Below are 25,095 nucleotides of genomic sequence, written 5' to 3'. Positions count from 1 at the left end.
GCGTTGCACAAGCGTTGCACATCCATCAGTGGTGATACGCGACAAATTTCACCGATCTGGGCTCAGGAAAACGTACCCCCGTTCGCCCCGCGGTGCAGTTCCCTTCGGCACAGGAGACTTCGAGCGCAGCGCTGCCTCAGGTCGAAATCGCCTTCGACAGCGCGCGAGGCCCGAAGCGACGCGCTCGCTCGCCGTCCGGATTCTCAAGGTCCGGGACGAGCACCTTGACGACAGCGAAGGGCAGATCGTCGCGAGAGAGGGGAACCGCGACGACGGACCGTACACCCGCCTTCGTCACGCAGGAGATGGCGCGGCTCAGCAATGCCTCGACATGCGTGCCGGCGCGGGCGAGCGGGGTCGTGATCGGTCGCGGCGTTGCGAGAAAGGCGCGCCGCGTCGATTCCGGCAATGGCCGGTCGAAGGTTTCCGCGTAGACGTCATCGCGGGCGCCACCGATATAGGTGAGCCGCGACTGCGCCGCCTCCGTCACCGCCCGGATCGCGGCCCGGACGGCGGAAGGGTGCGCCCCACAACCGCTCGTGACCTCGACGTAGCGGATATTGCTGGCGGTCGCCGCGCCGCGCGGACCGAGAAGCGCGAGGAAGCACGGAATGCCGGTGTCGCTGGTGATGTCGAAAAGCCGCAATTCGAGTTCCGCCTCCCCGATGCGGGCGACGAGCGCGTCGAGTGCCGGGTCATCGAGATCCTCCGCCACGACGCATGCCCGGTGGCGGGCTTCCTGACTGGACACGCGCCAGAGAATGTGTGCGTCGCGTTCGACACGCTCGAGCAGGCCGTGCAGGATCGCCTCCTCCATGATGTTCCCCGACGCGAGCCCATCCGACGACATCCAGAAACGCGATCGTCTCGTGCGGTCGAGAAGCACCGCTTCGAGCGGCACGAAGACGTCCCGACCGGAGGCCAGGTCGGCGCCGCGGACCCATTCGATTTCCTCGTCCGGACGGATATCGCCCTGGCCGGCGGCGATCAGCCCGTTCAGCGGATCGAAGGCCCGACCGGCGGCACGCAAGTTTTCTGCCGTTTCGATGAAGCTCTCGATGGCGGGCTCGCCGGCGACGGCACGCTCCAGCGCCTCCATCGCCGCCGAGGTCCGGGCATCAGCGTCCGTCAGCCCCTTTCCCTGGGCCACGACGATCGACCGCGAATTCGGCGTGTAGGCGCACCAGACCGGGATCCCGACCTTGTCGAGCCCCGTATGCCGGGCGACGCGCGTCACGCCAAAAGCGGCAAGGTGAGGCCGAACGCGATCGAATGTTTCCGCTGGGTCGCACACCCTGTCGGAGTAAGCGTTGCCCAGGCTCGCCCGCTCTCTGATGTCGTGGCAGATCAACTGTCCACGTGACCTGCAAAGACGTCCTCGACCGACGTCACTGCGATGGCTAGATCGATGTTGTTGACGAAGGTGCTTCCCAGCTTTCGAAAGCCATTTACAGTCGCCAGATCGCCCGTCACCTCGTTGAGCGGTGTTACCGTTCCGTTTCCAAGATCAGCCATCCACAAGCCCGGTTCCCCCGGAATTCCGATCACAACCACTTTGCTCATATTGGTTCCCCCAGCCAGATTAAAAACCAGCCTTTTTCAGGCCCTCACGATAGAGATCTTTCTGCCACTGCTCCTTGAAAGGAATAACGGCGAGCCATTTGTCGACGTCGAAAGTCGGATTGGCCTTCAATGCCCGTATCCTGTGCTGGCGAGCCTTCTTGCGGTCGCCCAACATTGCCCAGCTCGCGGCAACGATCCTGTCTGCCGGCGACTTGTCCTTCATGTCGTGGGCAAAGCCTATGGCCTGCTCGTATTCCCCGAGGAAGTAGCTGGCCCCCGCTGCACTCCATAGATAGGCGTCGGGCGCCAGCGGATTGAGGGAGATCGCGTTGCCAAGCTTTTCCAAGGCCTCGCCGGGACGGGAGGCATGAACGAGCGTATCGGCGTGGCTGTAGAGAACATCGGCATAGTGGGGACCCAATTGCTCGGCGCGATCCAGCGCCGCCAGGCTTTCGTCGAGGTCGCCCTGATAAAGCTTGACGACACCAATTTCGCGATGTGCCGTGGGCAGGGCCTCGTTGCTCCCGATCGCGTCCTTGGCATGCCGCTCCGCCACGGACAGGAGTTCATCATCCGCCCGTGCGGTCAGCAGCCACTCGGTGACATAGGTACGTGCCATGCCGCTCAGCGCCTGCGCAAAATCGTGCTTGTGCTTCAGCGCATCCCGAAACTCATGGCGCGCCCTGCGAACATCCGGCAAGCCGAGACCAGAGAGGTGTCTGAGCCCGCCAAGATAGGCGTAATAAGCTTCCGGATGCGCCAGGTAGTCGAGGTGCTCCGCCCGCCCGGTCTCCACCTGCTGGGTAACGGCCCGTGCGACGTGGTAGGCGATCTCTTGACGCTGCTTGAGGAGGCCGGCGGGCGAGATCAGAAAGCGATCGGCCCAGACGATCTGGTCGGAAGGCAGGTAGATCAGTTGGGTGAAAAGCCCTTGATCAGACATACGGCAATCAAGCGCATAGGTGACGCCGTGCCTCTCGAGTATCGTTGCCTTATCATCCGCCTCGCGGATACGCTCGGCTGTATAAGGCGCAACAACGGTCATCGAGCGCAGAGCACAGAGCCCGATCGTTATATCCTCGATCACCGCCACGCTCACGGCGTGGAGCATCGGGTCGCTGCCGAAGGCAGCCGGTGGAAGCAGTGCGACGCGCGGTAGCTGAACCGCTTGCGGAGCGTTCGCTTCAGCTTGCTTTACGGCCACGGCCGGCGGTCTGACACTCAGCAGCGGGCCGTAGCTGACGCGTTGCAGGATTTCACGAACGGTGGTATCCGCCGGATCGTGCTCCAGGAAGTGCGCACAGGCGGCGCGCAGCTTCGACCGGTCGGCGGACCGCTGCTCCGCTTTGATGAGCCCGCTCCGCAGTACTTCCGTGAAACTACGTCGCTTTTCCATCACCCAGGCCGCGTAACGTCCGGGCGGCAGATCCGCCGACGATAGGAACGTATCGCGCCAGAGTGAGAGGGCATTGCAAAAACTCTCTTCGGAGCCGTTTATGCTCTCGAAATCGGAGACATCGCAGGAGACCGGCCCCAGTGCGACTTCCATCTCCGTGGCGGACAGAACCGCACCCGCGGGCGTGACCAGGTGCTGCATGCGCCAGAGCGTTGAGCGCAGATTCTTGAACGCGACGCTTTTTTCCCTGTCCGGCCAGACCATTGTCGCGACCTTTTCGCGGGTGGCGACCTTCTGCCCGGACGCGACAAGATAGGCGAGGATCAGGAGGCCGCGCTCCGGACAGGCTACTGTGCCGCCGGTGGCATCGGTCAGCCGCAACTCCCCGAAGGTCCTGAGGTGATAGCCGGCCCCCGTCACGACCACCTCAACCGACCGAAACGCCTAAGGTGCGGCCGCCCCAGAGGGTGGCCCCGACGGCACGCCGACTCCGAACAATTCTCGATGGGAACACCGACGTCGCGGTGATCTCCGCTCCCGCCTCAGCCGCCTTCGGCGAGCCATCGCCCGACGAGGATGGCGCATCCTCGAAGAAAAACGAAAAATGCACCTGCAGAAGATTTGCCATTACCTGCAGACGATGCGCACACACCCGATCCGCCCCCTTCTCGTATCTGCGGACCTGCCCGGCAGACACGCCCAGAGCCGCGGCGAACTCCCCCTCGTCCATCCCACGCGCTTCGCGGCCAAGGCGAAGGCGACGACCGACGAAAACGTCGATGACACTGAGCGAGCGCCCCATCTATCGCCCCCCCGCGCGATCCGCTTGGCTGCTTTTGCAAAGATGCTTGAAAAGCAGGGACTACGCAACCCGAAGCTTCATTTCATGAACAGGATTCACGTACGGTTCAGGCTGCGGGGGAGTTATGAATTCGAACCTCGATCGGGCGATCTAATTTAGGGGTTCGCAGCTTGCCGGTTGCGATAGGAGCAACGCTTGTTCCGTGCGTTACGGGTTGTAATGGTGACTCGCCGATGCAACGATACTCTTATCCACCACCCCCTCGCGCGTTGAAGAGAATATTGAGAACAAGATGAAAGTGATTTTCGGTGGCCCGACCCTTTACGGCGCGCGCTTGCCACCCAGCCCTGACTACGAGTTGCGCCCGCCTGCCAAGCAGGGAGACTTCCATGAAGCGATTCAAGGCGGGGCGACTGTCATTGGACTGATCGACGGTATTTACGAGTACGTACCGGCCATCTGGCACAAGGAGATCTTGTTCGGGCTTAGCCAAGGCGTCTGCATCTACGGCGCTGCTAGCATGGGGGCGCTGAGGGCGGTGGAATGTGCGGCGTTTGGGATGGTGGGTATTGGAAAGATTTACCAGGACTTCGCGGACGGCGTGCTGGAGGATGATGCGGAAGTCGCGCAATCTCATGGACCCTCCGAGCTAGGTTTTCTCCCATTGAGCGAGCCACTCGTGAATGTCCGGGCGACGCTGGCTCGCTGCTTGCATTTGGAACTCATCACGTCTGCGGAACATGACCATTTGCTCACGACCGCGCAGGCGATCTTCTTCAAGGATCGAACTTACAAGAGCTTGGCATCGGCCGCGATAACCGATCGAGGTAGGGCGAGCGAGGTGCTTGCAATACTGCTTGAAAACAACCTCAATCAGAAGCTTCGCGATGCAGAAATGCTTATCGAAACGGTGATTGACACGCCCAATACACGCAACCTGCCGAGACCCGGTTGGCGTTTCGAAAAAACGAGCGTCTGGGAAGCCGTTTTTCCGTCTCGTTGAATACATGTTGATCGCTTCGCCCGATCCGAAAGCGTGTTGCGCCGGCTGACCGGGAAATCAATGAAGCATTAACGACGGCTGACGCGATATCCGAAGAAACAGAACGAACTGCCCCCGAAGGTAGGACATCCAGTTTCGGGGGCAGTTCAGAAGCGGGGGTTAGGTCTTGGGGATCAGTTCCAGGTTTGTCGGTTGTACCAGTCATCGAGATCCCGTCTGACCCGGTCCTTTTCGATGCCGTACCGCTCCTGGATCTTGCCCTCGAGCTGATCCATGTTACCGTCGATCTGGTCAAGATCATCGTCGGTCAATCTGCCCCACTGTTCCTTGATCTTGCCCTTCACCTGTTTCCAGTTACCTTCGACACGATTCCAATCCATGCCATTTCCTCCAGGCTGTGACTGCCTGTCGGGGAAACTCGCGACCGGGCCATTTGGTTCATTTGGGCTTGGGAAATGGCCAGCCCGACAGGAACGAAACCCCGTCTTTGCGCATTTACAGGGCAAGTACGGAGACCCAATTCGAAACGCCCATCCGCCCCGGGTCTCCTTCGGGTGGGCAGCCGTTCGCTCCGAAAAAAGATCTTGCTGAGCCTTCGCAAGTCTCACCGCAGCGTCCAGCGGCAATAATGCGACAGCTCGAACGAACAGTCACCCATTCACAGACAGCAAAATGGACGAATTCAATAGGTCCTTGGCCTAGTGTATAGTTGAGGCATAGTCCGGTCGCGCCTTTCAACCCTTCGAAGAAGTAGCCGCGGATGGAGCTTGTCGTCGCCCTTGGCCTGATCGTATTCAAGGTCGCGTTGCTGATCGCGTTCCTGCTGCTCTTGCCCTTGCCGCTGACCTGGGTGGAACGCAAGATCGCCGGGCACATCCAGCAGCGGCTGGGACCGATGCGCGTCGGGTGGCACGGGCTGCTGCAGCCGGTGGCAGACGGGATCAAGCTCCTGACCAAGGAAGACCATATCCCGGCCGAGGCCGACCACTTCCTGTTCAAACTGGCACCAATCCTGGCACTTGCGCCGCCGTTTGTGGTGTTCGTCGCCATCCCCTTCGGCGAGTCCGTCTCGGTGCTCGGCAACGAGATCACGCTCTACGTTTCCAACATGAACGTGGCGCTCCTGTTCGTGTTCGCGGTGATCGGACTGGAAGTCTATGGCGTCATCTTCGGCGGCTGGGCGGCGAACAGCAAATACGCGGTCCTCGGCAGCCTCAGGACCTGCGCGCAGATGATCAGCTACGAGATTCCGATGGGGTTTGCGGTCATCGGCGTGGTCATGCTGGCGCAATCGATGAGCCTGCTCGACATCGTGCGGGCGCAGGCCGATGTCTGGAACATCGTTTACCAGCCGATCGGGTTCTTCGTATTCTTCGTCGCGGGGCTCGCCGAAGCGCAGCGCATCCCCTTCGACCTCGCGGAAGCGGAAGGCGATCTTGGGGCTGGCTTCCATACCGAATATAGCGGCATCCGCTTCGCATTCTTCATGGTCAGCGAATACGTCATCATGCTTTTGGTGTCGGTGCTGGCGGTGATCCTGTTCTTCGGCGGCTGGAATGGCGTGCTGGTCCCCTTGCCGCCGCTCCTCTGGTTCGCGCTCAAGGTGGCGTTCTTCGTCTATTTGTTCATGTGGTTCCGCTTTACTTTCCCCCGTTACCGCTACGACCAGCTGATGGCGATCGGATGGAAAGTCTTGCTTCCTCTGTCGATGGCGAACATAATTATTACTGGTATTGCTTTCTCTTGAGGGGCCCTCACCGGGTCCATAGCGGGGCGGCGATGTCGCGGACGCAGAACAGCATCGGAACATGGATCGGCTGGACGTTCTTCGCCGACCTGGCGAATGGCTTGGCGCTGACCTTCGGCTACATGTTTTCCAGATCCGTGACCATGCAGTATCCGGACAAGGAGAAATGGCTCCCCTACTCGCGTTATCGCGGCCATCACTTCCTGAAGCGTGACGAAGAGGGCGAGATCAAGTGTGTGGCCTGCGAACTCTGCGCGCGGATCTGCCCCTGCTACTGCATCGAAGTCGTCCCCTACGAGGACGAGAAGGGCAATCGTCGCCCGCTGAAATTCGAGATCGACACGGCCCGCTGCCTGTTCTGCGGGCTGTGCGAGGACGCCTGCCCCGCGGATGCGATCGCACTCGGCCAGCAATACGAATTCTCAAGTTTTTCCTCGCGGGACCTGGTGATCGGGCGCGACGACCTGCTGGCCAAACCGGGCAAGGCCGCAATGGGCGGCGGCGTGGTTGCCGCGCGGCTGGACACAAAGAAGGACGTGCTGGTCGAGACGAGCGAGACGCGGGGCTACAACTGGTGGCGGAATATACGGAGAACGTGAAAGCGCGCCAGCGGTCAGGCCGGAGTGCCGCTGCACGTTTCCTTGGGTTCGGAGCAGACTGAAGGAAACATTAAGGCAATTCAAGGTGCTACGGCGAGCTTTTTGCGCCCGAACGCACGCGCTGTGGGAGAGGAGGATCCAGATGTTTGTCGGCGAAATCGTGAAGAACAAGGGTGTCGGAGTCATCGCGGTCACTCCCGATCAGCCGATGGTGGAGGTCCTGCGGCTGTTTCGCGACAACAACATCGGCTTCGTGGTCGTCAGCCGGTCGGCCGGGGAATTTTTGGGCACGCTGTCGGAACGGGATTGCTGCAATGCAATGGCCGAGTACGGTGCCGAGGCGGCGATGATGCGGGTCGCCGACATCATGAACCGAAGCGTGGCGAGCTGCTCGACAGAGGATCTGCTGCCTTTTGTGATGGCGATCATGACCCAGCGGCGCACCCGCCACGTGTTGGTGATGGAGGGCGAAGACGTCGTCGGCGTGGTCAGCATCGGCGACGTGGTCAAGCACCGGCTCGACGAAGCGCAGCGCACGGAGCAGGACCTGCACGATTATATTCGCGGGACCCACTATCACTGACGGGACCTGCGATCGCCAATGCATGTCGCCCAAAAGTGTGTAGCGGTTTTTTGGACAACGGCATGCACAGATGACCTAATGCGCTTCGCATGAATACGCAATGCGACGCGCTTTCAGGTGCGATCAAGGTTCAGGGCGAACCACCGGCCATGCCTTGGCCGAGATCCTCGGGGCTCGCCGGCGGGCCGGAGCCAGGGGCGATCTCAAAAGTATCATGCGCCTTTAGAACTTCCACCGGACATGGATATTCACCCCGCCGCATCAGGCTGTTGAGGCGCAAGGCCCTGTAGTTCTCCGGTACGAAAACGAGGCCGCCGGGAAAGCGCCTGTTGACCTTGAGCTTCGCCTTCAGCTCGCCCTGAGCGGAACGCACGATCACCTGATCGCCATCCGAAACGTCAAGTTGCCCGGCATCCTGCGTGCTCATCTCGACATAGGGGTCATCCGCGACCGTATTCAGGATCTCCGAGCGCTCGGAAAGATATCCGTTGTGGAACAGGCAGTCGCCGGTCACCAGCATGAGCCCGTCGTAGACCTTTGGGGTCGGCGGCGGCGCGAAGAACGCGCCAGCGGGCGGCGGCGAGGCCGCTTTGGTAAATGCGCCGTCGGCGCCCAGCCCGTCCTGCGTCAGCCCCTGATAAGTTGGGACCACCCGGGCAATCTCGCCAAAAATCTCGCCTTGCGTCGATGGCTGTAGCGTTTGATGGCGGAGCGCCGCGACGAAGTCGAAGATCTCCAGATTGCCTCTCGCCTCGAAGGCGGGGTTGCGGAATTTGCGGAGTTTTTGGGCGCGGCCTTCATTGTTGGTAAAAGTGCCCGCTTCCTCTCCATAACTCGCAGCCGGTAGCACCACATCGGCGAGGCCGGCGGTATCCGTGAGGAACGCGTCCTGCACGATCAGGAGATCGGCAGCGCCAAGCGCCATCTGTACGATCCTCCGGTCCGGATAGGTCATCAGGGGGTCGCTCCCGACGATATAGAGCGCGCCCATTCGCCCCACATCACAAAGCTCCAGCATGGCGTCGAAATTCGCGCCCGGTTCAGACGGGATCTCGGCGCCCCAGGCGCGCCCTAGAGCTGCACGCGCCGCATCGTCGTCGGTGGCGGGAAGCAGCCCCGGCAGAGCTTCCGGCAGAACCCCCATGTCCCAGGCGCCCATCTGGTTGGCGCGGTCGAAGAGGAACTGCATCGCCACGTCCTTGCCGAGCAGACGGAGAACCTGCAGCAGGTTGTTGAGCTGCTGCAGCGTGGCGCGCGCTTCCGGTGATCTCAGCAGGCCGATGCTGACAAGCAGGGTGGCACTTCGGCCTTCCTTGAGCGCCGCGACCAGACGGTCCGACCCTTCACTGCCAAAGCTCACCGCCGATCTGCCGATTGTCGCGAAGGCGTCGTCCGGCAATTCCCGGCCGGCCCTTGCCGCGAGCCCCCCCACCACCGCCGCAAGACCCGGCGCTTCTCCCCCCGGCGGCACGCGAAGCGCTACCCGGGCATCGGCGTCGAGACGCGACGGCCGCGCCGAGAGCATGAGCAGTGCCGTTTGCCGCCGCCGCGCGGCGTCGCGCAGCAGGTATTCCGTAACCGGATTTTCCTCCGTCACGTTGCCGCCGACCACGAGCACACAGTCGTTGCCGATCACTTCGTGCAGCGAAGCGCGCGTATAGAAGCCAGTCAGGAGCGGGCCGAGCATATCGAAGGGCACGGACCAGCGCGACGAGCAATCGATGTTGTTGGTCCGGAATACCGTCCGCATCAGCTTCTGGAACTGATAGAGCACCTCATTGGGCAGGCACGCAGAGGCGAGCCCGCCCGCGGCCTTGTTCTCGACGGCCGCCAGGCGTCGGCGCAGATAGTCCCCGGCCTCCTCCCAGGATACCGGGACGAGAGCGCCATCCCGGCGGACCATCGGCCGCTTGATCCGGTCGCGGCTTTCGACGAAGTCCAGGCCGAAGCGCCCCCGCACGCAGAGCGTCTCCCGGTTGACTCCGTGCTCTTCCTTGGATCGCACCCGCATGAACTCGCCCTTGCGCGCCCCGACAGTGAGCTGGCAGCCCGTGCCGCAATGCGGGCAGATCGTATCGGTCTCGGCCAGGTCCCACGGGCGCGCCTTATAGCGATAGGGAAAGCTCATCAGCGCGCCGACCGGGCACACCTCGATGCAGTTGCCGCATTGGTCGCAAGTCGCAAGGCTGCCCTCGAAGCCCGTGACCGCAGTATCCATGCCTTTCTCGACAGTCCCCAAGGCGACCGCGCCAACCACTTCCTCGCACATCCGCACGCAGCGCTGGCACTGGATGCAGCGGTTGACGTTCATGATGACAACCGGGCTGAGGCGAATATCCCGGGAGTGGAACACGCGCTTGGGATCGCGGAACTCACTTTTGCGGGGGCCATAGGCCATCACCATGTCCTGCAGCTCGCACTCGCCGCCCTTGTCGCAGATCGGGCAGTCAAGTGGATGGTTGGCGAGCAGCATGTCGAGCATGGAAGAACGAGTCTCCTCGATCAGCGGCGTGTTCGTCCGCACCACCATGCCGTCGGTGACCGCCGTGGCGCAGGACGGCTGCAACCGTCGCAGACCTTCGATTTCCACCAGGCACATGCGGCACGACGCCAGCGGCGGCAGCCGCTTCAGGTAGCAGAAGGTTGGGATGTCGATGCCCAAACGCTCGGCGGCCTGCAGCACCGTCGAGCCAGCCTCAACTTCCAGGGTTTGTCCATCGATCGTGATGCTAACCATGCTTCCTCACAGCCCTGTCCAGCGAACTTCCTAGTGGAACGGGCACCTCCGCTCGTCGATATGAGCGGCGAACTCATCGCGGAAATGCGCGAGTGCCGCCCGCAGGCCCATCGCCGCGCCATCCCCCAAGGCACAAAACGTATTGCCGAATATACCCTTGCAGAGCTTATCCAGCTGCTCGAGGTCGCCCGGAGCGCCCTCCCCGGCCTCGATCCGCCGCAGCACCTTGACGGCCCAGTTCAGGCCTTCCCGGCATGGCGTGCACTTGCCGCAGGACTCGTGGTGGAAGAACTCGATGATACGGGTGGCGACCTTGACCATGCAGGTCGAGTCGTCGACGACGATCACCCCGGCCGAGCCGAGCATCGAGCCGGCAGCGGCCAGCGAGTCGAAGTCCATGCCGACATCAAGACCATCCCGCGGGATGATTGGGGCCGAAACGCCGCCCGGGATCACTGCCTTGATCCCGCGTCCCGGCAGCGGGCCGCCGGCATGGTCCTCGACCAGTTCGCGCAGCGGTATGCCCATCGGCAGTTCGTAGAGGCCGGGTTTCTTCACCTGCCCGCTGACGCAGTAGAGCTTCGGGCCGGGGCTCTTGTCCGGGCCGATCGCCCGGAACCAGTGCGGCCCGCGCATCACGATATGCGGCACGCAAGCGAGCGTCTCGACATTGTTGATAACGGTCGGGCTGGCATAGAGCCCGGCGACGGCCGGAAACGGCGGCTTCAATCGCGGCTGCGCCCGCTTACCCTCGAGCGACTCGAGCATGGCGGTCTCCTCGCCGCAGATATAGGCGCCGGCGCCGCAGTGGATGTGAATGGTGAAGTTGAAATCCGATCCGAGGACGCCGTCTCCGAGATAGCCTTTCTCGCGTGCCTCGGCGATCGCCTGCTCCAGGCGACGAATGGCCTTCACATATTCGCCGCGGACATAGACATAGGCGGTTTCGGCCCCGATCGCGTAGGCGCTGACCGCCAGCCCCTCGACGAGTTGATGCGGATCGCGCTCCATGATGATCCGGTCCTTGAAGGTCCCGGGCTCACCCTCATCGGCGTTGCAACAGAGATATTTCGGCTTGTCGCCCCGCTTCGGCACGAAACCCCATTTCATCCCCGTGGGGAAGCCGGCACCGCCGCGGCCGCGCAAATTGGACTGTTTGACGAGCTCGACGACCTCGTCGGGCGTGTGCTCGCGAAGCGCTTTCGCCAACGCCTGGTAGCCGCCGCCGGCCTCGTAGGTGGCGAGCAGGTGGCCATCGGGGACGTCGATATTCTTGAGGAGAACCGGTTCGAACATGAGGCTATTCTCCCGGCGGTGCCGCGGCAGCTATATCGTCGCCCGGGGCTTGCCCCGCCTCAGCGCGCAGCCTGGCGAGAAGCGCGTCGAGCCGACCGACATCGAGGTTGCCGTGATAGTCGTCGCCGACCTGCATGACCGGAGCCATCTCGCAAGCGCCGAGGCACTCGACGGTCGAGAGCGTGAACAGCCCGTCCGGCGTCGTGCTACCCTTCTCGATCCCCAGCACCTCCTCCAGATGCTTCAGCAGCGCCTCGGATCCGCACAGCATGCAGGAGACGTTGTCGCAGAGTTCCAGGTGGAACATCCCCACGGGGACGGTGTGGAAGAGGGTGTAGAACGTCGCCAGCTCGTAGACCCAGATCCGCTCGACACCGAGGATATCGGCGACCTCTTCCAGCACCGGGCCGGGCAGATGACCATGTTCCTGCTGCGCGATGAGCAGTGCGGGCATGATCGCCGAGCGCTGGTCCGGATACCGCGCCGCCGCTTCCTCGATCTTTTCGCGCATGCTCATCGCGTCCAAAGCTCCTGCTACTTGTCCACCTCCGCCATCACCGGATCGAGGCTGCCGAGAACGGCGATCATGTCCGCGAGATAGCGGGCATTGGTGACCCCGAAGAGTCCCTGCAGGTTGACGAACGAGGGTGCCCTGACCTTCATGCGGAAAGGTTTCGGCGACCCGTCGCTGATGATGTAGAAGCCGAGCTCGCCCTTTGGCGCCTCGATCGCCGAATAGACCTCGCCTTTCGGCACCTCGAAGCCGTAGGCGGACAGGTCGAAATGCTGGATCAGCGCCTCCATCGAACAGTGCACCCGATCCTTGTCCATCGGGAAGGCGATCGTCGGCATATCGACCTGGAACGGCCCCTCGGGCATCTGGTCGAGGCATTGCTCGATGATCCGGACGCTCTCGCGCATCTCCTCGACCCGGCACTGCCAGCGCGCATAGCAATCGCCCTCCTCGCGGGTAATGACATTGAAGTCGAGCCGATCGTAGATCTCGTAGGGTTCGTCGCGGCGGATGTCCCAGTCGACTCCGGAAGCCCGGAGGTTCGGACCGCTGAGGCCGAGGTCGATGCCGTCCTCGGCGGAGATCACGCCGATCCCCTGGGTTCGCTTCAGGAACACCCGGTTGTCCTCGATCAGCCGTTCGTAATCGCGGATCCGGTTCGGGAAAATATCGCAGAACTCCCTGATCTTGGGGAAGAAGCCGTCGGGCAGGTCCTCGCGCACGCCGCCCACCCGGCAGAAGGAGGTATGCATCCGCGCCCCGGTGATCATTTCCAACAAGTCCATGATCATCTCGCGCTCGCGCATGGCGTAAAGCAGCGCGGTCATGGCACCGAGATCCATCGGCAGTGCGCCGGTGATCAGGAGATGGCCGGAGATCCGCGCCAGTTCGGCCATCAGCACGCGGATATATTGCGCGCGGATCGGCGCCTCGATCCCGAGGAGCTTCTCCACCGCCAGCGCAAAGGCGAGATTGTTCGAGGGTGGGCAGACATAATCGAGCCGATCCGTCAGCGGAAATATCTGGGTGTAGGTGAAGCTCTCCGCGAGTTTTTCCGTGCCGCGGTGCAGATAGCCGATATGCGGATCGACGCGGGCGACATACTCGCCGTCGAGCTCGAGTACGAGCCTCAGCACCCCATGCGTGCTGGGATGCTGCGGGCCGAGATTGAGAAGCACCTCCTTGGTGTCGAGCGCTTCGCCTTCAGGCCTCATGAGCTCAGTGACTTCGGTCATCTGACGTGTCCGGTGTCGAGCGGCCTCCTGATGGAATGTCCCTGGTGGCAAGGTCCGGCTGGTGCGGCGGCGGCCCTTCGGCGCCGAACGGATTCAGTTCGTCCTTGTAGCCCCGGAGCGGAAAGTCCTTGCGCTGCGGGAAGCCCTCGAAGCCCTCCCACATGTAGATCCGCCGCAAGTCGGGGTGGCCCTCGAACTTGATCCCGTACATGTCCCAGGCCTCGCGCTCATGCCAGTTGGCCGTGCGCCAGACTCCCGTCACCGAGGGAACCTGCGGCGGATCGGCGAGGCGGCACTTGATCCGGACGCGCCATTTGTTCGGCAGCGAATAGAGATGGTAGACCGCCTCGTAGCGCGGTGTCTCGGGGTAAAGATCGACCCCGCAAATGTCGGACAGGAAGTCGAACCGCAGGGCCGGATGCTCCTTCAGCAATCGGCAAAGCTCGACGAGCCTGTCGGGCGGAGCAGCGTATGCGTGAACCCCATGCGAGAAGCCGAGCTCCTCGATTGCCTCTCCGAAATGTTCCGCGATAAGGGTGCTGATAACCGACGTCTCTACGCTCATGATGCGGCGATCCGGTCCAGTGGCGTCCCGGCGAGCGCCCTGGCCTTCCTGATCTTCTCCTGAAGCAGCAGGAAGCCGTGCATCAGCGCCTCGGGTCGCGGCGGACAGCCGGGCACATGGACGTCCACCGGTACGAATGTTTCCGCCCCCTGCACCACCGCATAGGTGTTGTAGACCCCGCCCGAGATGGCGCAGGTGCCCATGGCGATGACCCAGCGGGGCTCCGGCATCTGGTCATAGAGCCGGCGCACCACAGGCGCGAACTTCCGCGTCACTGTACCGGCGATGATCATCACGTCGGACTGGCGGGGCGACGGCCGGAACACCACGCCGAACCGGTCGAGATCGTAGCGGGCGCAGCCTGCCGAGATCATCTCGATGGCGCAGCAGGCAATTCCGAAGGTCTCGGGCCATAGCGCCGACCTGCGGCTCCAGCTGATGACGCTGTCGGCGGTGGTAAACAGCACACTGTCGCGGAACGCATTCCCTACGCCTCCCATTCCAGCGCCCCCTTCAGCCAGGCGTAGGCGAAGCCCACGAGAAGCAGCACGATGAAGACGAACATCTCGACAAAGCCGACCAGCCCGATTTCTTTCAGGACGACGGCCCACGGAAACAGGAACATCGTCTCGACATCGAAGACGACCAGCAGGATCGCGAGAATATAGAACTGCACCCTGAAGCGGCCCCCGGCGGCCTCGCCGGCGGGGTCCATGCCGCACTCATAGGGCATGTTCTTTTCGGGATAGGGATTGGAGGGGCGCAGCAGCGACGAGACAAACAGCGTCGCCCCGACCACCAGAACAATTCCGGCGATCATGACAAGAACCGGCAGAAATTCGATCGCAGTCATCTCGCATTGCCCCGTTCATCGAGGGCCTTCGTCAGGGCGACCCCATGCCGGGTCAAAAAAGTGCTCGCCCTGGAAGCGAATTGAGCAATTCTTTCTTGAACTTGCAGTCTATTCCGTCGAGCGGGCCATTGCAAATAAATCAACCGCCAAACACCGACTCCTGGGCAAGCTTCAGAAACCACCCCGGAAACAGGCCGATGCCGATGGTGCCTGCGGCGGTGCAGGCGAGCGTGGCGCGTACCAGGGGCGTCAGCGCCGGCTCGAACGCTCTCTCCGGCTCGCGCATATAGATCACCATGACGATGCGGATGTAGAAGTAGGCGGCAACAGCGCTCAGGAGCACGGCGACCACCGCCAGTAAGACGAAACCTCGCTCGACGAGCGCGGTGAGCACGTAGAACTTGGCGAAAAACCCGGCCGTCGGCGGAATGCCGGCGAGCGAAAACAGGTAGATGAGCATGAGAAGCGCCAGCCCCGGATGCGACTTGGCGAAGCCGGCATAGTCTTCGATGACCTCGCCCGAGAAATCGCCATTGCGCATCATGATGACGGCACCGAAAATGCCGAGATTCATGAAGGCGTAGATCAGCAGATAGAGCATCACGCTGGCGATCCCGTCCGCCCCGCCGGCCACCACGCCGAACGTCGCGAACCCGGCATGGGCGATGCTCGAATAGGCGAGCAGCCGCTTGAAATTATCCTGCACCAGGGCCACGAAACTGCCGAGCGCCGCCGTCACCACAGCAATGACCGCGACGATGATCCAGACGTCCGAGCCTGCGACCAAGGGATTGAGGAAGACCCTGAGGATCACCGCGAACCCCGCTGCCTTCGGCCCCACCGACATGAATGCGGTGACCGTCGTCGGCGCGCCCTCATAGACGTCCGGCACCCACATATGGAACGGCACCGCGCCGACCTTGAAGACCAGCCCCGCGACGATGAAGACAACCGCCAGCAGCAATCCCGGATCGAGCGGATCGCCGCTCACGGCAGCGGCCATCGCGTCCAGTTGAGTCGTACCGGTCAGCCCATAGACCAGCGAAACACCGTAGAGGAAAATGCCGGTCGAGACGGCGCCCAGGATCACATATTTCAGCGCCGCTTCGTTCGATCGCCGCTCATGCCTGAGGAACCCGGTCAGCACATAGGTGCAGAGCACCATCAGTTCGAGGCCCACATAGATCGACAGGAGATCGGTCGCCGAAGCCATGATCATCATGCCCGAAAGCGCGAAGAGCAGCATGACATAGTATTCGCTGCTCCCGATCCCTTCGATATCGGCATATTTCCGCGAAAGGAGGAAGGTCAGGACGGTGGCGAGATAGAAGACGAACTTGAAGAAGACCGAGAAGCGATCGGCAACGAACATGCCCGAATAGGCCGGCCGCACCTCGCCCGCCAGCATGAGCGTTGCGACAGCGGCCATCAGCACCACCGCGACGGAAGCCCAGACGAGCAGCTGTTCCTGATCTTGCCGTATCAATTGTCCCAGGATCAGGAGGATGCAGGCGCCGGTGATCACGATGACCTCGGGCAGGCTTGCCAGCATCCACTGGAAGAGCACGGCGGCGGTCATTGTCCGCTGCCCTTTCCGTCCACCTCAATCAGCAAATGCTTTACCGACGCGTCGATAACGTTGAGGAAGGGTTTCGGGTAGAGTCCGACCCAGAGCACGAAGATCGCCAGCGGCAGGATTGCCGCCATCTCGCGGGCGTTCACGTCGCGGATCTGGTATCGGGCGCCGACGCTTGCCGGGCCAAGTGCGACCTTGCGATACATGCCAAGCAGATAGGCCGCGCTGAGCAACGCCCCGACAACGGCGGCGGTACCGACGGCCATGTTGGCGCCAAACCCGCCCGACAGCACCAGCAGTTCGCCGACGAACGAATTTGTGCCCGGCAGCGCCATCGATGACAGGGTGAACAGCGCGAGAAAACCGGTATAGACCGGCGCCACCTTCATCAACCCGCCATAATCGGCGATGCTGCGCGTATGGGTCCGCTCGTAGATCACCCCGACGAACAGGAACAGCGCGCCCGTCGTCACGCCATGATTGAACATCTGCAGGATGCCGCCTTCGAGCCCGCGGAGATTGAGCGCGAAAATCCCCATCGTCACGAAGCCCATATGACTGATGCTGGAATAGGCCACCAGCTTCTTCAGATCGTCCTGCGCGAGCGCAAGCAGACCGCCATAGACGATCGCAAGCGCCGAAAGCGCCAGCATCAGCGTCGAGTAATACACCGACGCCTCCGGCAGCATCGGCAGGGAGAAGCGAAGGAACCCATAGGCGCCCATCTTCAGGAGTACGCCGGCGAGGATGATGCTGCCCGCCGTCGGCGCCTGGACGTGGGCGTCCGGCAGCCAGGTATGGACCGGGACCATCGGCACCTTGACGGCGAAGGCGATCAGGAAGGCGAAGAACAGCCAGGACTGCACATCGAACGGCAAGTCCTGCGCCGTCAAGGCGAGGATGTCGAAGGTCTCGCCGCCATGGAAATAGAGCACGATGACGCCGATCAGGAACAGGAGGCTGCCCGCCAGCGTGTAGAGGAAGAACTTGAAGGCCGCATAGACCCGGCCATCGCCGCCCCAGACGCCGATGATCAGGTACATCGGGATTAGCATCGCCTCCCAGCAGACATAGAACAGGAACAGGTCCATCGCTGAGAATACGCCCAGCATCAGCGCCTGCATCAAAAGCAGGGCGACCATGAATTCCTTCACCTTGCGGTCGATCGCCACCCACGAGGCGAGCACTGAGATCCAGCCGAGCAGCGCGGTCAGGAACACGAAGAGCGCGCTGATGCCGTCGACGCCGAGCGCATAGGTGATGCCGATCGCCGGCACCCAGGGGCGCCTTTCGGTGAACTGCATCTCGTGGGTCGTGGTGTCGAAGGCGGCCAGCATCGCAATCGTGAGCGCGAGGTCAACCACGGTGAAACCGAGCGCCGTCCAGCGCACCGCATCGTCGTTGCGCAGACACATCAGGACCGCTGCCCCGACCGCGGGCAGGAAGACGATGAGGCTGAGCAGCGGGAACGTCATTGTACCCCCTATTGCCAGACGACGGCGAAGACGGAGATGGCGGCGATCAGACCGGCGATCATCGCCAGCGCGTAGTGTGTCACAACGCCGGTCTGCAGCCGCCGCAGCACCCCGCCGCCGTCAAGGATCGCATGCGCCACGCCGTTGACCATTGCATCCACGCCGTGGAGGTCGACCCGAAGCCCGGTCCGTGCCGTCCCGTGCAGCAAGGGAAGTGCCGCCGTCTCCGAGACGTCGCTCACCGCCTTCTCGTAACGGGCCAGCGGTTGCTCGGCGAACCACATGAAGGCCCGCGCCCCCTTGCGGTAGAACCAGTCGGTGTCGATGCTGATCGTGTTCTCCGGGTCGAGCGCCCTGAGGAAAATGACGAAGCCGAGGGCGGTGAACATCAGAACGCCGAGGCTCTCGGTGATATGCACGCCGGTATAGGGTTCGAAATCCACTGGATAGGGAAGAAGCGCATAGAGCGGTCCTGGAAATACCCCGATCGCAATGCAGAGCGTCGCCGCCATGGCCATCGCGGCCAGCATGTTGCCGGGCGGCTCCCGCGCCTCCAGCCCCCGGTCGGTGCCGAAGAACATGTAGTATGGAAGCTTGAGTCCGGTATGCAGGAACGTCCCCGACGACGCCATCGTCAGCGCCAGCGTGACCAGCGCGCGGTGATCTCCCCCGGCGGCGGCCACCACCATCGACTTGGTGACGAAACCCGAGAAGAACGGAAAGGCCGAAATGGCGAAGGCGCCGATCATGTAGAGCGCCACTGTGAGCGGCATGGTCCTGTACAGCCCGCCGAGCTCAGTGAGCTTGCGCCGACCGGTGACGTAGATCACCGCCCCCGCCCCCATAAACAGCAGCGCCTTGTAGAGGATGTGGGCGAAGGCATGGCTGGTGGCTCCGTTCACGGCCATCTCGGTGCCGATGCCGACTCCCGCCACCATGTACCCCACCTGGCTGACGATGTGATAGGCGAGCAGCCGCCGGCAGTCGTTCTCCAGCACCGCGTAGATGACGCCGTAGATCGCCATCGCCGTGCCGAGCCAGACCAGGAGCTCGGTTCCCGGAAAGGCCCGCGCCAGCACATAGACGGCCGTCTTGGTGGTGAAGGCGCTCATGAACACCGCCCCGGTGACAGTCGCCTCGGGATAGGCATCGGTCAGCCAGGCGTTGAGCGGCGGCACCGCGGCATTGAGCAGGAAGCCGGCAAGGATCAGGTAGGTGCCGGGGCCCATCCCCGCCTCGATGGGTCCGAAGAGAAACGAGCCGCTGGCAATCCCGTGCAGGACGATGCCGCCGAGCAGCACGACACCACCGGTGACATGGACCATCAGGTAGCGAAACGCGGCGCGGATCGCCTTCTCGCCCCCTTGCGCGAACACCAGATAGGCGGAGGCGAACGCCATGCCCTCCCAGAACAGGTAAAGCGTCAGGTAGTCGCCGGCGAACACTACGCCAAGAGCGCTGCCGACATAGACGAACGCCGCGACGTGCTGGCCAGCCTCGGTCAGGTGCAGCGCATAGACCATGCCGATCAGCGCCATGAGCGTGAAAACCGTGGCAAAGACGATGCTCAGCTTGTCGACCTTGGCGACGAGAATATCCTGGCCGATGAACTGTGCCGCACCATAGCTTCCCGGCTGCATCGCAAGCACCGCGAGGATCGCCAGGACCGGGATCGAGAGCAGATACACCTTGCGGATCGCTCCCTGCAGGAAGGGGATCGGCAAGGCGCCAAGAATGAACAGCAGGGCCGGATGGACGAACTCAGTCATAATAGTCCTCGCGCCGCATGAGCCCGCCCTGATGGCCGAGGAACTTGGAGACGAAAATCAAAAGCACGCAGGAACCGAAGCCGTAGACGGCCGACCAGCCAGGCACGCGCTCCCACAGATATTCGGCATGTTCGCGGCGAACGATAAAGTCGGCGACGACGATCAGCACGAGTACCAGGTAGAACAGCCGTCGCCGCTGCCGCGCATAGGCTTCACCTCCGAAGAAATCGACGATCCGCTTGATCATCGGACTACTCCTTCCGCCAGAGCAAGGAAATAGCCGGGAAAGATGCCCATCAACACCGACAGGATGGCGGTCGCGACCAACGGCACCGTCACCAGCGGAATTTCGCGGACCGTCGCGGGGCTTTCCGTCGTGCCCGCCCCGAAAAAGGCGACATAACTGACCGGCAGGAAATAGGCGGCGTTCAGCACCGAGCTTGCCAGAAGCACGATCAGGAACGCCATCTCCCCCGCCTGGACCGAGCCAAGCGTCAGATACCATTTGCTGACGAAGCCCGCGGTCGGCGGCACGCCGATCATGCTGAGCGAGGCGACGAAGAATGCCCCCATCGTCCAGGGGAGCCTGCGGCCGATGCCGGCCATGTCGCTGATATTGCGCTTGCCGGAGGCGCAATAGATCGACCCGGCACAGAAGAACAGCGTGATCTTGGAGAAGGCGTGCGCGGCGATGTGGATGATGCCGCCGACCATCGCAACCGGCGAGAGCAGAACCGCGCCCAGCACCACATAGGAGAGCTGGCTGACCGTAGAATAGGCAAGCCGCGCCTTCAGGTCGTCCCGCGTCAACGCATAGATCGACGCCATCAGGATCGTGAAGGAGACCAGATAGGCCGTGGCAATGCCGAGCCCCAGTCCGCCCATCAGCTCCGTGCCGAAGACATGGAACACCACCCTGAGCACGCAGAAGACGCCCATCTTGACGACCGCCACGGCATGCAGCAGCGCGCTGACCGGCGTCGGCGCCACCATCGCGGCAGGCAGCCAGGCATGCATCGGCATCACCGCGGCCTTGGCGAAGCCGAAGAGATAGCAGAAATAGACGACCGTCAGCAGCGCCGCCGAGGCATCGGCCTTCGCCAGCAGCCCTCCGGGCACGAAGTCGAGCGACCCGGCAACGTGATAGGTGAGCGCCAGCGCCGCGAGAAGCACGCTCTTCGACGCGCCCATCAGATAGACGAGGTATTTGCGGCTGCCCGCCCACCCCTCCTCGTCCTCGTGGTGGTAGACCAGCGGATAGGTGACGAGGCTCAGCACCTCGTAGAAGATCACCAGCGTGAACAGATTGGCGGCGAAGGCGCCGCCGACGGCCGCCGCGAGACTGGTGGCGAAGCAGGCGAAGAAGCGGGTCTGCGCGTGCTCCTTCAGGTGCCGCATGTATCCGATGGAATAGATTGCCGCGAGGATCCACAGCAGCGACGAGACGGTGGCAAACACCATGCCGAGCGCATCGACCCGGAAAGCGAAGTCGATTCCCGGCAAGATCTCGAACAGCCGCAACTCGACCGTGCCGCCCGAAAGCACCGTCGGCGCCATCGAGGCGACGATCGCGAACATGACGATCGCGGCGAGCGGCGAGACGAGATCGCGGAGCTTTTCGCGCTTGTTGAGAAGGAGAACTGCAAGGGCCGCCAGGCCTGCGACGGCGACGGCAAGTAGGGGCCGGATGGAGGTCACCGGATCCAAGCCGCTATCCTTTCATCACGGTCACGTCGTCGACCTTGAGGGTGGACTTGTTCCGCACGAGGGCAACCAGGATGCCGAGCGCGACGGCGACCTCCGCGGCCGTGATCGCGATGACGAAGATCGCGAAGATCTGCCCGCGGAAATCGGCGTAGTAACGCCCGAAAGCGATGAAATTGATATTGACCGAATTGAGCAGCAGCTCCAGCGACATCAGCACGATCAGAATGTTGCGCCTGACCAGCACGCCCGCAGCCCCGATCACGAACAGGACCACTCCAAGCAAAACAAACCACCAGAGCGGCACCATCACCCCGACTCCTTCCGCGCCAAGACGATTGCTCCGACGAGCGCCGCCAGCAGGATGACGGAGACGACTTCGAACGGCAGGAGATAATCGGCGAAAAGCGTCGTGCTGAGCGACCTGATCTGGTCGCCGCCGCGGATCGCAGCGGGCTCAGTGACCGCAAAGCGGTCGCTCCAGAGCACCAGCACAAGCATCTCGACGCCGAGCAGGACCAGCAGCACCAGGGCCGGCAGGTTGCCGCCCGGCAGGAACCGTTGCAACACCGCTTCGCGCACATCGATCATCATGATCACGAAGAGGAACAGCACCATGATCGCGCCGACATAGACGAAGATCTGGACGACGGCGAGCAAGGGCGCCTCGAGCAGGACGAAAACGGCCGAGATCTGCAGGAAACAGGCCATCAGTGCCAAAGCGCTGTGAACCGGATTGCGGGCCAGCACCACAGTCAGGGCAGTGATCACAGCTACCGTGGCGAACAGAAGAAAGAAGCCCTGATCCATCGACGCCGACCCCTCCCACGCGAACTGTCACTCGGCGCGAGGTGGCCAGATTTGAGGTAGCGCCGCACTTCAGATGCGTTCACAAATTGTGCCCTAGTCTCCGATTTTTCACAAGAATATTGTCGGCGTGGGCGGGACGTGGTCCGGTAGGATAACCGACGCGGCCCGCCGTGGATCACGGTGGATCACGGAGCAAAGCTGCGGTAGTGGCAGCCGTTTCACACCTTGAAGCAAGGGATGGGCAAAGCCGTCGCTCGTAAGCGACGGCTCGTTCGTTACTGGGTACCTCCCGACGGGGCTGGCTGCGTGCCTTGTCCACCCGAGGGAGCCGGTTCTGTGGCTTGCCCGCCTGCCGGCGCCTGTTGCGTTGTGTCTCCGCCGCCCCCGGCCGGAGCTTCGACGCTCGGCGCGTTGACATTCACATCCGTGTCACCGCCGCCGCCCGCACCGTCGAAGAGGTCGCCGCCAAACAGGAACAAGGCGCCGACAACCAGCAGAACGAGAACTATAGCGACGGCCCAAGCGCCACCGCTGCCAGTATTTACCACCGTTGGTCCTCTATCAGCCATCTAAAATCTCCTTATTCTTAATGCTGTGGCAAAAACTCACAGGAGTGATTTAGGTTCCAACAAGAACAAAGGCGGCAAATGACACGTGCTCGCGGCGACGGCGTGAGAACTATATATTTGTGCCGTGAAACGAGCCTTTGAAGAATGAATGAAGTTCGCAGGAAAAGGGTCTCGCGCAACGACTGCTGATGTTGTGATCATATTAGAATGGAAGAATTCTCCATTGCTGCCTCGGCACGCAAGTTGGCGTCGCCGATGGCTCGGCAGCAACACGGACTTTGACGGGCGAGGTCCTATCTATGTGGGGCGGCCAGGCGAACACTATTCCAATCATAAGAGCCGCGAAAAGAACAATCACTGCAGCAAGAGCGATCGACACCGTGGGATCGCTCGGCGCCATTGGTGGTAGCCGGTTGCGTGCCGGCCGAATTCGAAGCCGGTCTACACGCCCGGGTTTACGCGTAGAGATTGCATTAACCATACTCGTTTACGTTCCTCGCGGGTTTGCAAAGGGAATGGGGCAATCATCCGGGCCGGCAGTCTTCTCGTTTTTCTTCTTTCAGGTGCGCGGCTCTCGGCGGCGGCTGATATCGACGGGCCGCTGGTCGGGCCCGGGGATGGCTATGAGGTGCCGGTCGAACAATCTTCCGGCGGCGTCGCCGGTTATATGGAAGGCTCCTATGGCGCCGCAGTCGATGCGCCCGGCGATATCGATACGGATAGCTGGGAACTGAGAGGCGCGGTGAACTTCGACGCCGGCTCCGGCATGAACCTGCAGGTCGACCTGGGCTACACCCGCGCTTCGTACGAGGATCTCGACACGAACAGCTACGATGGCGCGCTCCACGGCTACTACCGCGACAACACCTATGCAGCCGGCGTCTTCCTGCAGGCGGCACGTCTCGATCCGGGCATCGACACCCATGTCAACGATTACCTCGGCGGCCTCGAGGGCGCCTATTTCCTCGACACCTGGACCCTGCACGGGACGCTTGGCTACGGCCAGGCGCGGATGGAAAGCATCGGCGCCGACCACTACATGGGCGCGCTCGGCGCACGCATATACGCGACCGACAACATCCGCTTCGATATCGACGGCTCCCATAACCGCATCTCGGAAAGCGACATCGATTACGATCTGCGTACCCTGAAGCTGACGGCCAACTACCGGCCCGAGGCCTTCCCCGTCACGCTCTTCGCCGGCTACAAATACGTGAACGAAGAGCTCTCCGGTTTCCGCGAGGCGCTTTCCGGCGACACGAGCACGATCTTCGGCGGCTTGCGCTTCTCCTATGGCTCGGCAACCCTGCGGGAGGAAGAGCGCCTCGGCCCTGTCTGGTCCAACAACCGCCTGGCGTTCTGACCCGCTCGCCCGAACCGAGCGTTTTTGATCTCAAGGATTTCATTTCCACGAAGACACGGTGGAGCGGCGATCGCCCAGGCGGCCGGTGGGCCCGGAGGCCCCTCCACTAGTAAATAAAATCAACAACATCTCGCAAACTGAGACACTTCAATTTGGCAAACAGAAACAATGCGGTTTAAACCGAGGTGTCTCACTCAATCAGGTCCAAGAATCAAACGAAAATCTCAACGAGAATTGGTTCCGCGATGCCGAATCGACGGTGATGCGAGCGGCCGAATGGTACTCGATAAATCGAGATAGCTGCCCTCGTCCGGTTGTCTTGACGCTGAGGCGAAAGTTCGAACTCTCCCCGCTCCAAGTCTGCCTTGCCATTCGGATGGCGAATGGGGGTTCGTTATGAGCGCCTCCATTCCCATCAGCAATGGACTTCTGAATACAAGGCTCGTGCGAGAAGCAGTATCAAATCCACGCGAGTATCAGCGCCAGCTCGACGGCAAGGGGGCCACGCCCGCGGCTAAGCGGAAAGGCTTCAAGTCCCGCAAATGGCAATCATCACCAGATCGCGAACTGTCCTGGAAGCGCAAGCGAACATTCGGAGGTTGCGGTGCGATGCCGGCTGAATTTCGTCAGATGTATACAGAGGGCGAGCGCGCCGCTTTGCTCGCCGTGGGGTGGAACAAATTGAACCCTATGGCCGCGCGCAAAGGGGGCGGTCCGCGATTGATCCAAGCAAGCCACTCCTTATTGATGATACGGATGATATTGGGCAGGTTCTTCTCACCGGGCCGGGGACGGTAGTACAACCCCTTGCCGACGTACGGGACGAGGACCCGGAATGGCTCGTTTGAGCCCACTGCGGACATTGGCCGCTGGCGCCCGGAACTTCCAAATTCGTTGCGCAAAGCAGACCCGTGTGTGGCTGAGTGTTCGGATGCG

General features: G+C 62.2%; 25 protein-coding genes. 5 read left to right on the top strand and 20 right to left on the bottom strand.

All coding sequences use genetic code 11. The annotated features are described in order from the left end of the window. Positions 1-136: 136 nt before the first annotated feature. From AU381_RS16620 to AU381_RS28675, 4 genes are read right to left on the bottom strand one after another with little or no spacing between them, the layout of a single operon-like run. Positions 137-1,318, bottom strand: a complete 1,182-nt coding sequence (locus tag AU381_RS16620) for a YcaO-like family protein (protein WP_064243126.1) — start codon at positions 1,316-1,318, stop codon at positions 137-139. A gap of 29 nt (positions 1,319-1,347) precedes the next feature. Further along, entirely contained in the window at positions 1,348-1,563 is a 216-nt protein-coding gene (locus tag AU381_RS16615) for a hypothetical protein (protein WP_064242848.1), read from the bottom strand. 19 nt (positions 1,564-1,582) lie between these two features. Continuing rightward, positions 1,583-3,379 (bottom strand): AfsR/SARP family transcriptional regulator, encoded by a 1,797-nt coding sequence (locus tag AU381_RS16610; protein WP_064242847.1) that lies wholly within the window; start codon positions 3,377-3,379, stop codon positions 1,583-1,585. A 7-nt stretch (positions 3,380-3,386) separates the two neighbouring features. Then, entirely contained in the window at positions 3,387-3,689 is a 303-nt protein-coding gene (locus tag AU381_RS28675) for a helix-turn-helix domain-containing protein (protein ID WP_244520082.1), read from the bottom strand. Positions 3,690-4,053: 364 nt separating this feature from the next. Between AU381_RS28675 and AU381_RS16600 the strand changes: the two genes are divergently transcribed. Beyond that, entirely contained in the window at positions 4,054-4,764 is a 711-nt protein-coding gene (locus AU381_RS16600) for a TfuA-like protein (protein ID WP_064242845.1), read from the top strand. A gap of 173 nt (positions 4,765-4,937) precedes the next feature. On the opposite strand, the gene AU381_RS16595 is transcribed toward AU381_RS16600, so the two are convergent. Continuing rightward, positions 4,938-5,144, bottom strand: a complete 207-nt coding sequence (locus tag AU381_RS16595) for a CsbD family protein (RefSeq protein ID WP_064242844.1) — start codon at positions 5,142-5,144, stop codon at positions 4,938-4,940. A gap of 380 nt (positions 5,145-5,524) precedes the next feature. Between AU381_RS16595 and nuoH the strand changes: the two genes are divergently transcribed. The 3 genes from nuoH (at position 5,525) to AU381_RS16580 (ending at position 7,693) form a co-directional block, all read left to right on the top strand. Further along, positions 5,525-6,511: an NADH-quinone oxidoreductase subunit NuoH gene (nuoH, locus tag AU381_RS16590; RefSeq protein ID WP_064242843.1), complete on the top strand. Its 987-nt coding sequence runs from the start codon at positions 5,525-5,527 to the stop codon at positions 6,509-6,511. Between the two features lie 32 nt (positions 6,512-6,543). Then, the gene (locus AU381_RS16585; protein WP_064242842.1) at positions 6,544-7,110 is read left to right on the top strand and encodes an NADH-quinone oxidoreductase subunit I; all 567 of its coding nucleotides are present in this window, start codon (positions 6,544-6,546) and stop codon (positions 7,108-7,110) included. 142 nt (positions 7,111-7,252) lie between these two features. After that, positions 7,253-7,693 carry a CBS domain-containing protein gene (locus AU381_RS16580; RefSeq protein WP_064242841.1) on the top strand — a complete coding sequence of 147 codons (441 nt, stop codon included), beginning with the start codon at positions 7,253-7,255 and terminating at the stop codon, positions 7,691-7,693. A gap of 130 nt (positions 7,694-7,823) precedes the next feature. On the opposite strand, the gene nuoG is transcribed toward AU381_RS16580, so the two are convergent. The 15 genes from nuoG to AU381_RS30545 all read right to left on the bottom strand — a co-directional run bounded on the left by nuoG (position 7,824) and on the right by AU381_RS30545 (position 22,796). Beyond that, positions 7,824-10,430: an NADH-quinone oxidoreductase subunit NuoG gene (gene nuoG / locus AU381_RS16575; RefSeq protein ID WP_064242840.1), complete on the bottom strand. Its 2,607-nt coding sequence runs from the start codon at positions 10,428-10,430 to the stop codon at positions 7,824-7,826. Positions 10,431-10,460: 30 nt separating this feature from the next. Beyond that, a complete protein-coding gene (gene nuoF / locus AU381_RS16570) occupies positions 10,461-11,726 on the bottom strand; it encodes an NADH-quinone oxidoreductase subunit NuoF (RefSeq protein WP_064242839.1) in 1,266 nt (421 codons plus the stop codon). 4 nt (positions 11,727-11,730) lie between these two features. After that, positions 11,731-12,243: an NADH-quinone oxidoreductase subunit NuoE gene (gene nuoE, locus AU381_RS16565; RefSeq protein ID WP_064242838.1), complete on the bottom strand. Its 513-nt coding sequence runs from the start codon at positions 12,241-12,243 to the stop codon at positions 11,731-11,733. Positions 12,244-12,260: 17 nt separating this feature from the next. Then, a complete protein-coding gene (nuoD, locus tag AU381_RS16560) occupies positions 12,261-13,475 on the bottom strand; it encodes an NADH dehydrogenase (quinone) subunit D (protein WP_064242837.1) in 1,215 nt (404 codons plus the stop codon). Then, the gene (locus AU381_RS16555; RefSeq protein WP_064242836.1) at positions 13,459-14,040 is read right to left on the bottom strand and encodes an NADH-quinone oxidoreductase subunit C; all 582 of its coding nucleotides are present in this window, start codon (positions 14,038-14,040) and stop codon (positions 13,459-13,461) included. The genes nuoD and AU381_RS16555 overlap by 17 nt, the downstream gene beginning before the upstream one ends. Further along, a complete protein-coding gene (locus AU381_RS16550) occupies positions 14,037-14,540 on the bottom strand; it encodes a NuoB/complex I 20 kDa subunit family protein (protein WP_064242835.1) in 504 nt (167 codons plus the stop codon). Before AU381_RS16550 ends, AU381_RS16555 begins: the two co-directional genes overlap by 4 nt. Next, a complete protein-coding gene (locus tag AU381_RS16545) occupies positions 14,528-14,893 on the bottom strand; it encodes an NADH-quinone oxidoreductase subunit A (protein ID WP_064242834.1) in 366 nt (121 codons plus the stop codon). Before AU381_RS16545 ends, AU381_RS16550 begins: the two co-directional genes overlap by 13 nt. Before the next feature lie 139 nt (positions 14,894-15,032). Further along, positions 15,033-16,472: an NADH-quinone oxidoreductase subunit N gene (locus AU381_RS16540; RefSeq protein WP_064242833.1), complete on the bottom strand. Its 1,440-nt coding sequence runs from the start codon at positions 16,470-16,472 to the stop codon at positions 15,033-15,035. Further along, positions 16,469-17,944 carry an NADH-quinone oxidoreductase subunit M gene (locus AU381_RS16535; protein ID WP_064242832.1) on the bottom strand — a complete coding sequence of 492 codons (1,476 nt, stop codon included), beginning with the start codon at positions 17,942-17,944 and terminating at the stop codon, positions 16,469-16,471. The genes AU381_RS16540 and AU381_RS16535 overlap by 4 nt, the downstream gene beginning before the upstream one ends. Positions 17,945-17,952: 8 nt before the next feature. After that, on the bottom strand, positions 17,953-19,713 hold the full coding sequence (locus AU381_RS16530; RefSeq protein WP_064242831.1) for a Na(+)/H(+) antiporter subunit D: 1,761 nt from the start codon (positions 19,711-19,713) through the stop codon (positions 17,953-17,955). Beyond that, positions 19,706-19,960: a hypothetical protein gene (locus tag AU381_RS16525; RefSeq protein WP_064242830.1), complete on the bottom strand. Its 255-nt coding sequence runs from the start codon at positions 19,958-19,960 to the stop codon at positions 19,706-19,708. The genes AU381_RS16530 and AU381_RS16525 overlap by 8 nt, the downstream gene beginning before the upstream one ends. Then, positions 19,957-21,420, bottom strand: a complete 1,464-nt coding sequence (locus tag AU381_RS16520) for a monovalent cation/H+ antiporter subunit D family protein (RefSeq protein ID WP_064242829.1) — start codon at positions 21,418-21,420, stop codon at positions 19,957-19,959. The genes AU381_RS16525 and AU381_RS16520 overlap by 4 nt, the downstream gene beginning before the upstream one ends. 4 nt (positions 21,421-21,424) lie before the next feature. Continuing rightward, on the bottom strand, positions 21,425-21,727 hold the full coding sequence (gene nuoK / locus AU381_RS16515; RefSeq protein ID WP_064242828.1) for an NADH-quinone oxidoreductase subunit NuoK: 303 nt from the start codon (positions 21,725-21,727) through the stop codon (positions 21,425-21,427). Beyond that, positions 21,727-22,227: an NADH-quinone oxidoreductase subunit J gene (locus AU381_RS16510; RefSeq protein ID WP_064242827.1), complete on the bottom strand. Its 501-nt coding sequence runs from the start codon at positions 22,225-22,227 to the stop codon at positions 21,727-21,729. The genes nuoK and AU381_RS16510 overlap by 1 nt, the downstream gene beginning before the upstream one ends. A 275-nt stretch (positions 22,228-22,502) precedes the next feature. Then, on the bottom strand, positions 22,503-22,796 hold the full coding sequence (locus AU381_RS30545; RefSeq protein WP_064242826.1) for a hypothetical protein: 294 nt from the start codon (positions 22,794-22,796) through the stop codon (positions 22,503-22,505). Between the two features lie 628 nt (positions 22,797-23,424). Between AU381_RS30545 and AU381_RS16500 the strand changes: the two genes are divergently transcribed. Next, the gene (locus AU381_RS16500) at positions 23,425-24,159 is read left to right on the top strand and encodes a porin family protein (RefSeq protein ID WP_082910090.1); all 735 of its coding nucleotides are present in this window, start codon (positions 23,425-23,427) and stop codon (positions 24,157-24,159) included. Positions 24,160-25,095 lie beyond the last annotated feature (936 nt).

The organism is Sinorhizobium glycinis (assembly GCF_001651865.1).
In the GTDB taxonomy this organism is placed as follows: domain Bacteria; phylum Pseudomonadota; class Alphaproteobacteria; order Rhizobiales; family Rhizobiaceae; genus Sinorhizobium; species Sinorhizobium glycinis.
The sequence above is the reverse complement of the archived record's forward strand: the minus strand, read 5'-3'. Positions and strand labels throughout refer to the sequence as shown.

Excerpts from the sequence above, each read along its gene's own strand:
- AU381_RS16540 (WP_064242833.1), bottom strand. The coding sequence starts at position 16,472 with ATGACCGCCGCCGTGCTCTTCCAGTGGATGCTGGCAAGCCTGCCCGAG.
- AU381_RS30545 (WP_064242826.1), bottom strand. The coding sequence starts at position 22,796 with ATGGCTGATAGAGGACCAACGGTGGTAAATACTGGCAGCGGTGGCGCT.
- AU381_RS16545 (WP_064242834.1), bottom strand. The coding sequence starts at position 14,893 with ATGACTGCGATCGAATTTCTGCCGGTTCTTGTCATGATCGCCGGAATT.
- AU381_RS16585 (WP_064242842.1), top strand. The coding sequence starts at position 6,544 with ATGTCGCGGACGCAGAACAGCATCGGAACATGGATCGGCTGGACGTTC.
- AU381_RS16595 (WP_064242844.1), bottom strand. The coding sequence starts at position 5,144 with ATGGATTGGAATCGTGTCGAAGGTAACTGGAAACAGGTGAAGGGCAAG.
- AU381_RS16600 (WP_064242845.1), top strand. The coding sequence starts at position 4,054 with ATGAAAGTGATTTTCGGTGGCCCGACCCTTTACGGCGCGCGCTTGCCA.
- AU381_RS16550 (WP_064242835.1), bottom strand. The coding sequence starts at position 14,540 with ATGGGAGGCGTAGGGAATGCGTTCCGCGACAGTGTGCTGTTTACCACC.
- AU381_RS16555 (WP_064242836.1), bottom strand. The coding sequence starts at position 14,040 with ATGAGCGTAGAGACGTCGGTTATCAGCACCCTTATCGCGGAACATTTC.
- nuoH (WP_064242843.1), top strand. The coding sequence starts at position 5,525 with ATGGAGCTTGTCGTCGCCCTTGGCCTGATCGTATTCAAGGTCGCGTTG.
- nuoD (WP_064242837.1), bottom strand. The coding sequence starts at position 13,475 with ATGACCGAAGTCACTGAGCTCATGAGGCCTGAAGGCGAAGCGCTCGAC.
- AU381_RS16525 (WP_064242830.1), bottom strand. The coding sequence starts at position 19,960 with ATGATCAAGCGGATCGTCGATTTCTTCGGAGGTGAAGCCTATGCGCGG.
- nuoF (WP_064242839.1), bottom strand. The coding sequence starts at position 11,726 with ATGTTCGAACCGGTTCTCCTCAAGAATATCGACGTCCCCGATGGCCAC.
- AU381_RS28675 (WP_244520082.1), bottom strand. The coding sequence starts at position 3,689 with ATGGACGAGGGGGAGTTCGCCGCGGCTCTGGGCGTGTCTGCCGGGCAG.
- nuoK (WP_064242828.1), bottom strand. The coding sequence starts at position 21,727 with ATGGTGCCGCTCTGGTGGTTTGTTTTGCTTGGAGTGGTCCTGTTCGTG.
- AU381_RS16530 (WP_064242831.1), bottom strand. The coding sequence starts at position 19,713 with ATGACTGAGTTCGTCCATCCGGCCCTGCTGTTCATTCTTGGCGCCTTG.
- AU381_RS16580 (WP_064242841.1), top strand. The coding sequence starts at position 7,253 with ATGTTTGTCGGCGAAATCGTGAAGAACAAGGGTGTCGGAGTCATCGCG.
- AU381_RS16615 (WP_064242848.1), bottom strand. The coding sequence starts at position 1,563 with ATGAGCAAAGTGGTTGTGATCGGAATTCCGGGGGAACCGGGCTTGTGG.
- nuoE (WP_064242838.1), bottom strand. The coding sequence starts at position 12,243 with ATGAGCATGCGCGAAAAGATCGAGGAAGCGGCGGCGCGGTATCCGGAC.
- AU381_RS16510 (WP_064242827.1), bottom strand. The coding sequence starts at position 22,227 with ATGGATCAGGGCTTCTTTCTTCTGTTCGCCACGGTAGCTGTGATCACT.
- nuoG (WP_064242840.1), bottom strand. The coding sequence starts at position 10,430 with ATGGTTAGCATCACGATCGATGGACAAACCCTGGAAGTTGAGGCTGGC.
- AU381_RS16535 (WP_064242832.1), bottom strand. The coding sequence starts at position 17,944 with ATGACGTTCCCGCTGCTCAGCCTCATCGTCTTCCTGCCCGCGGTCGGG.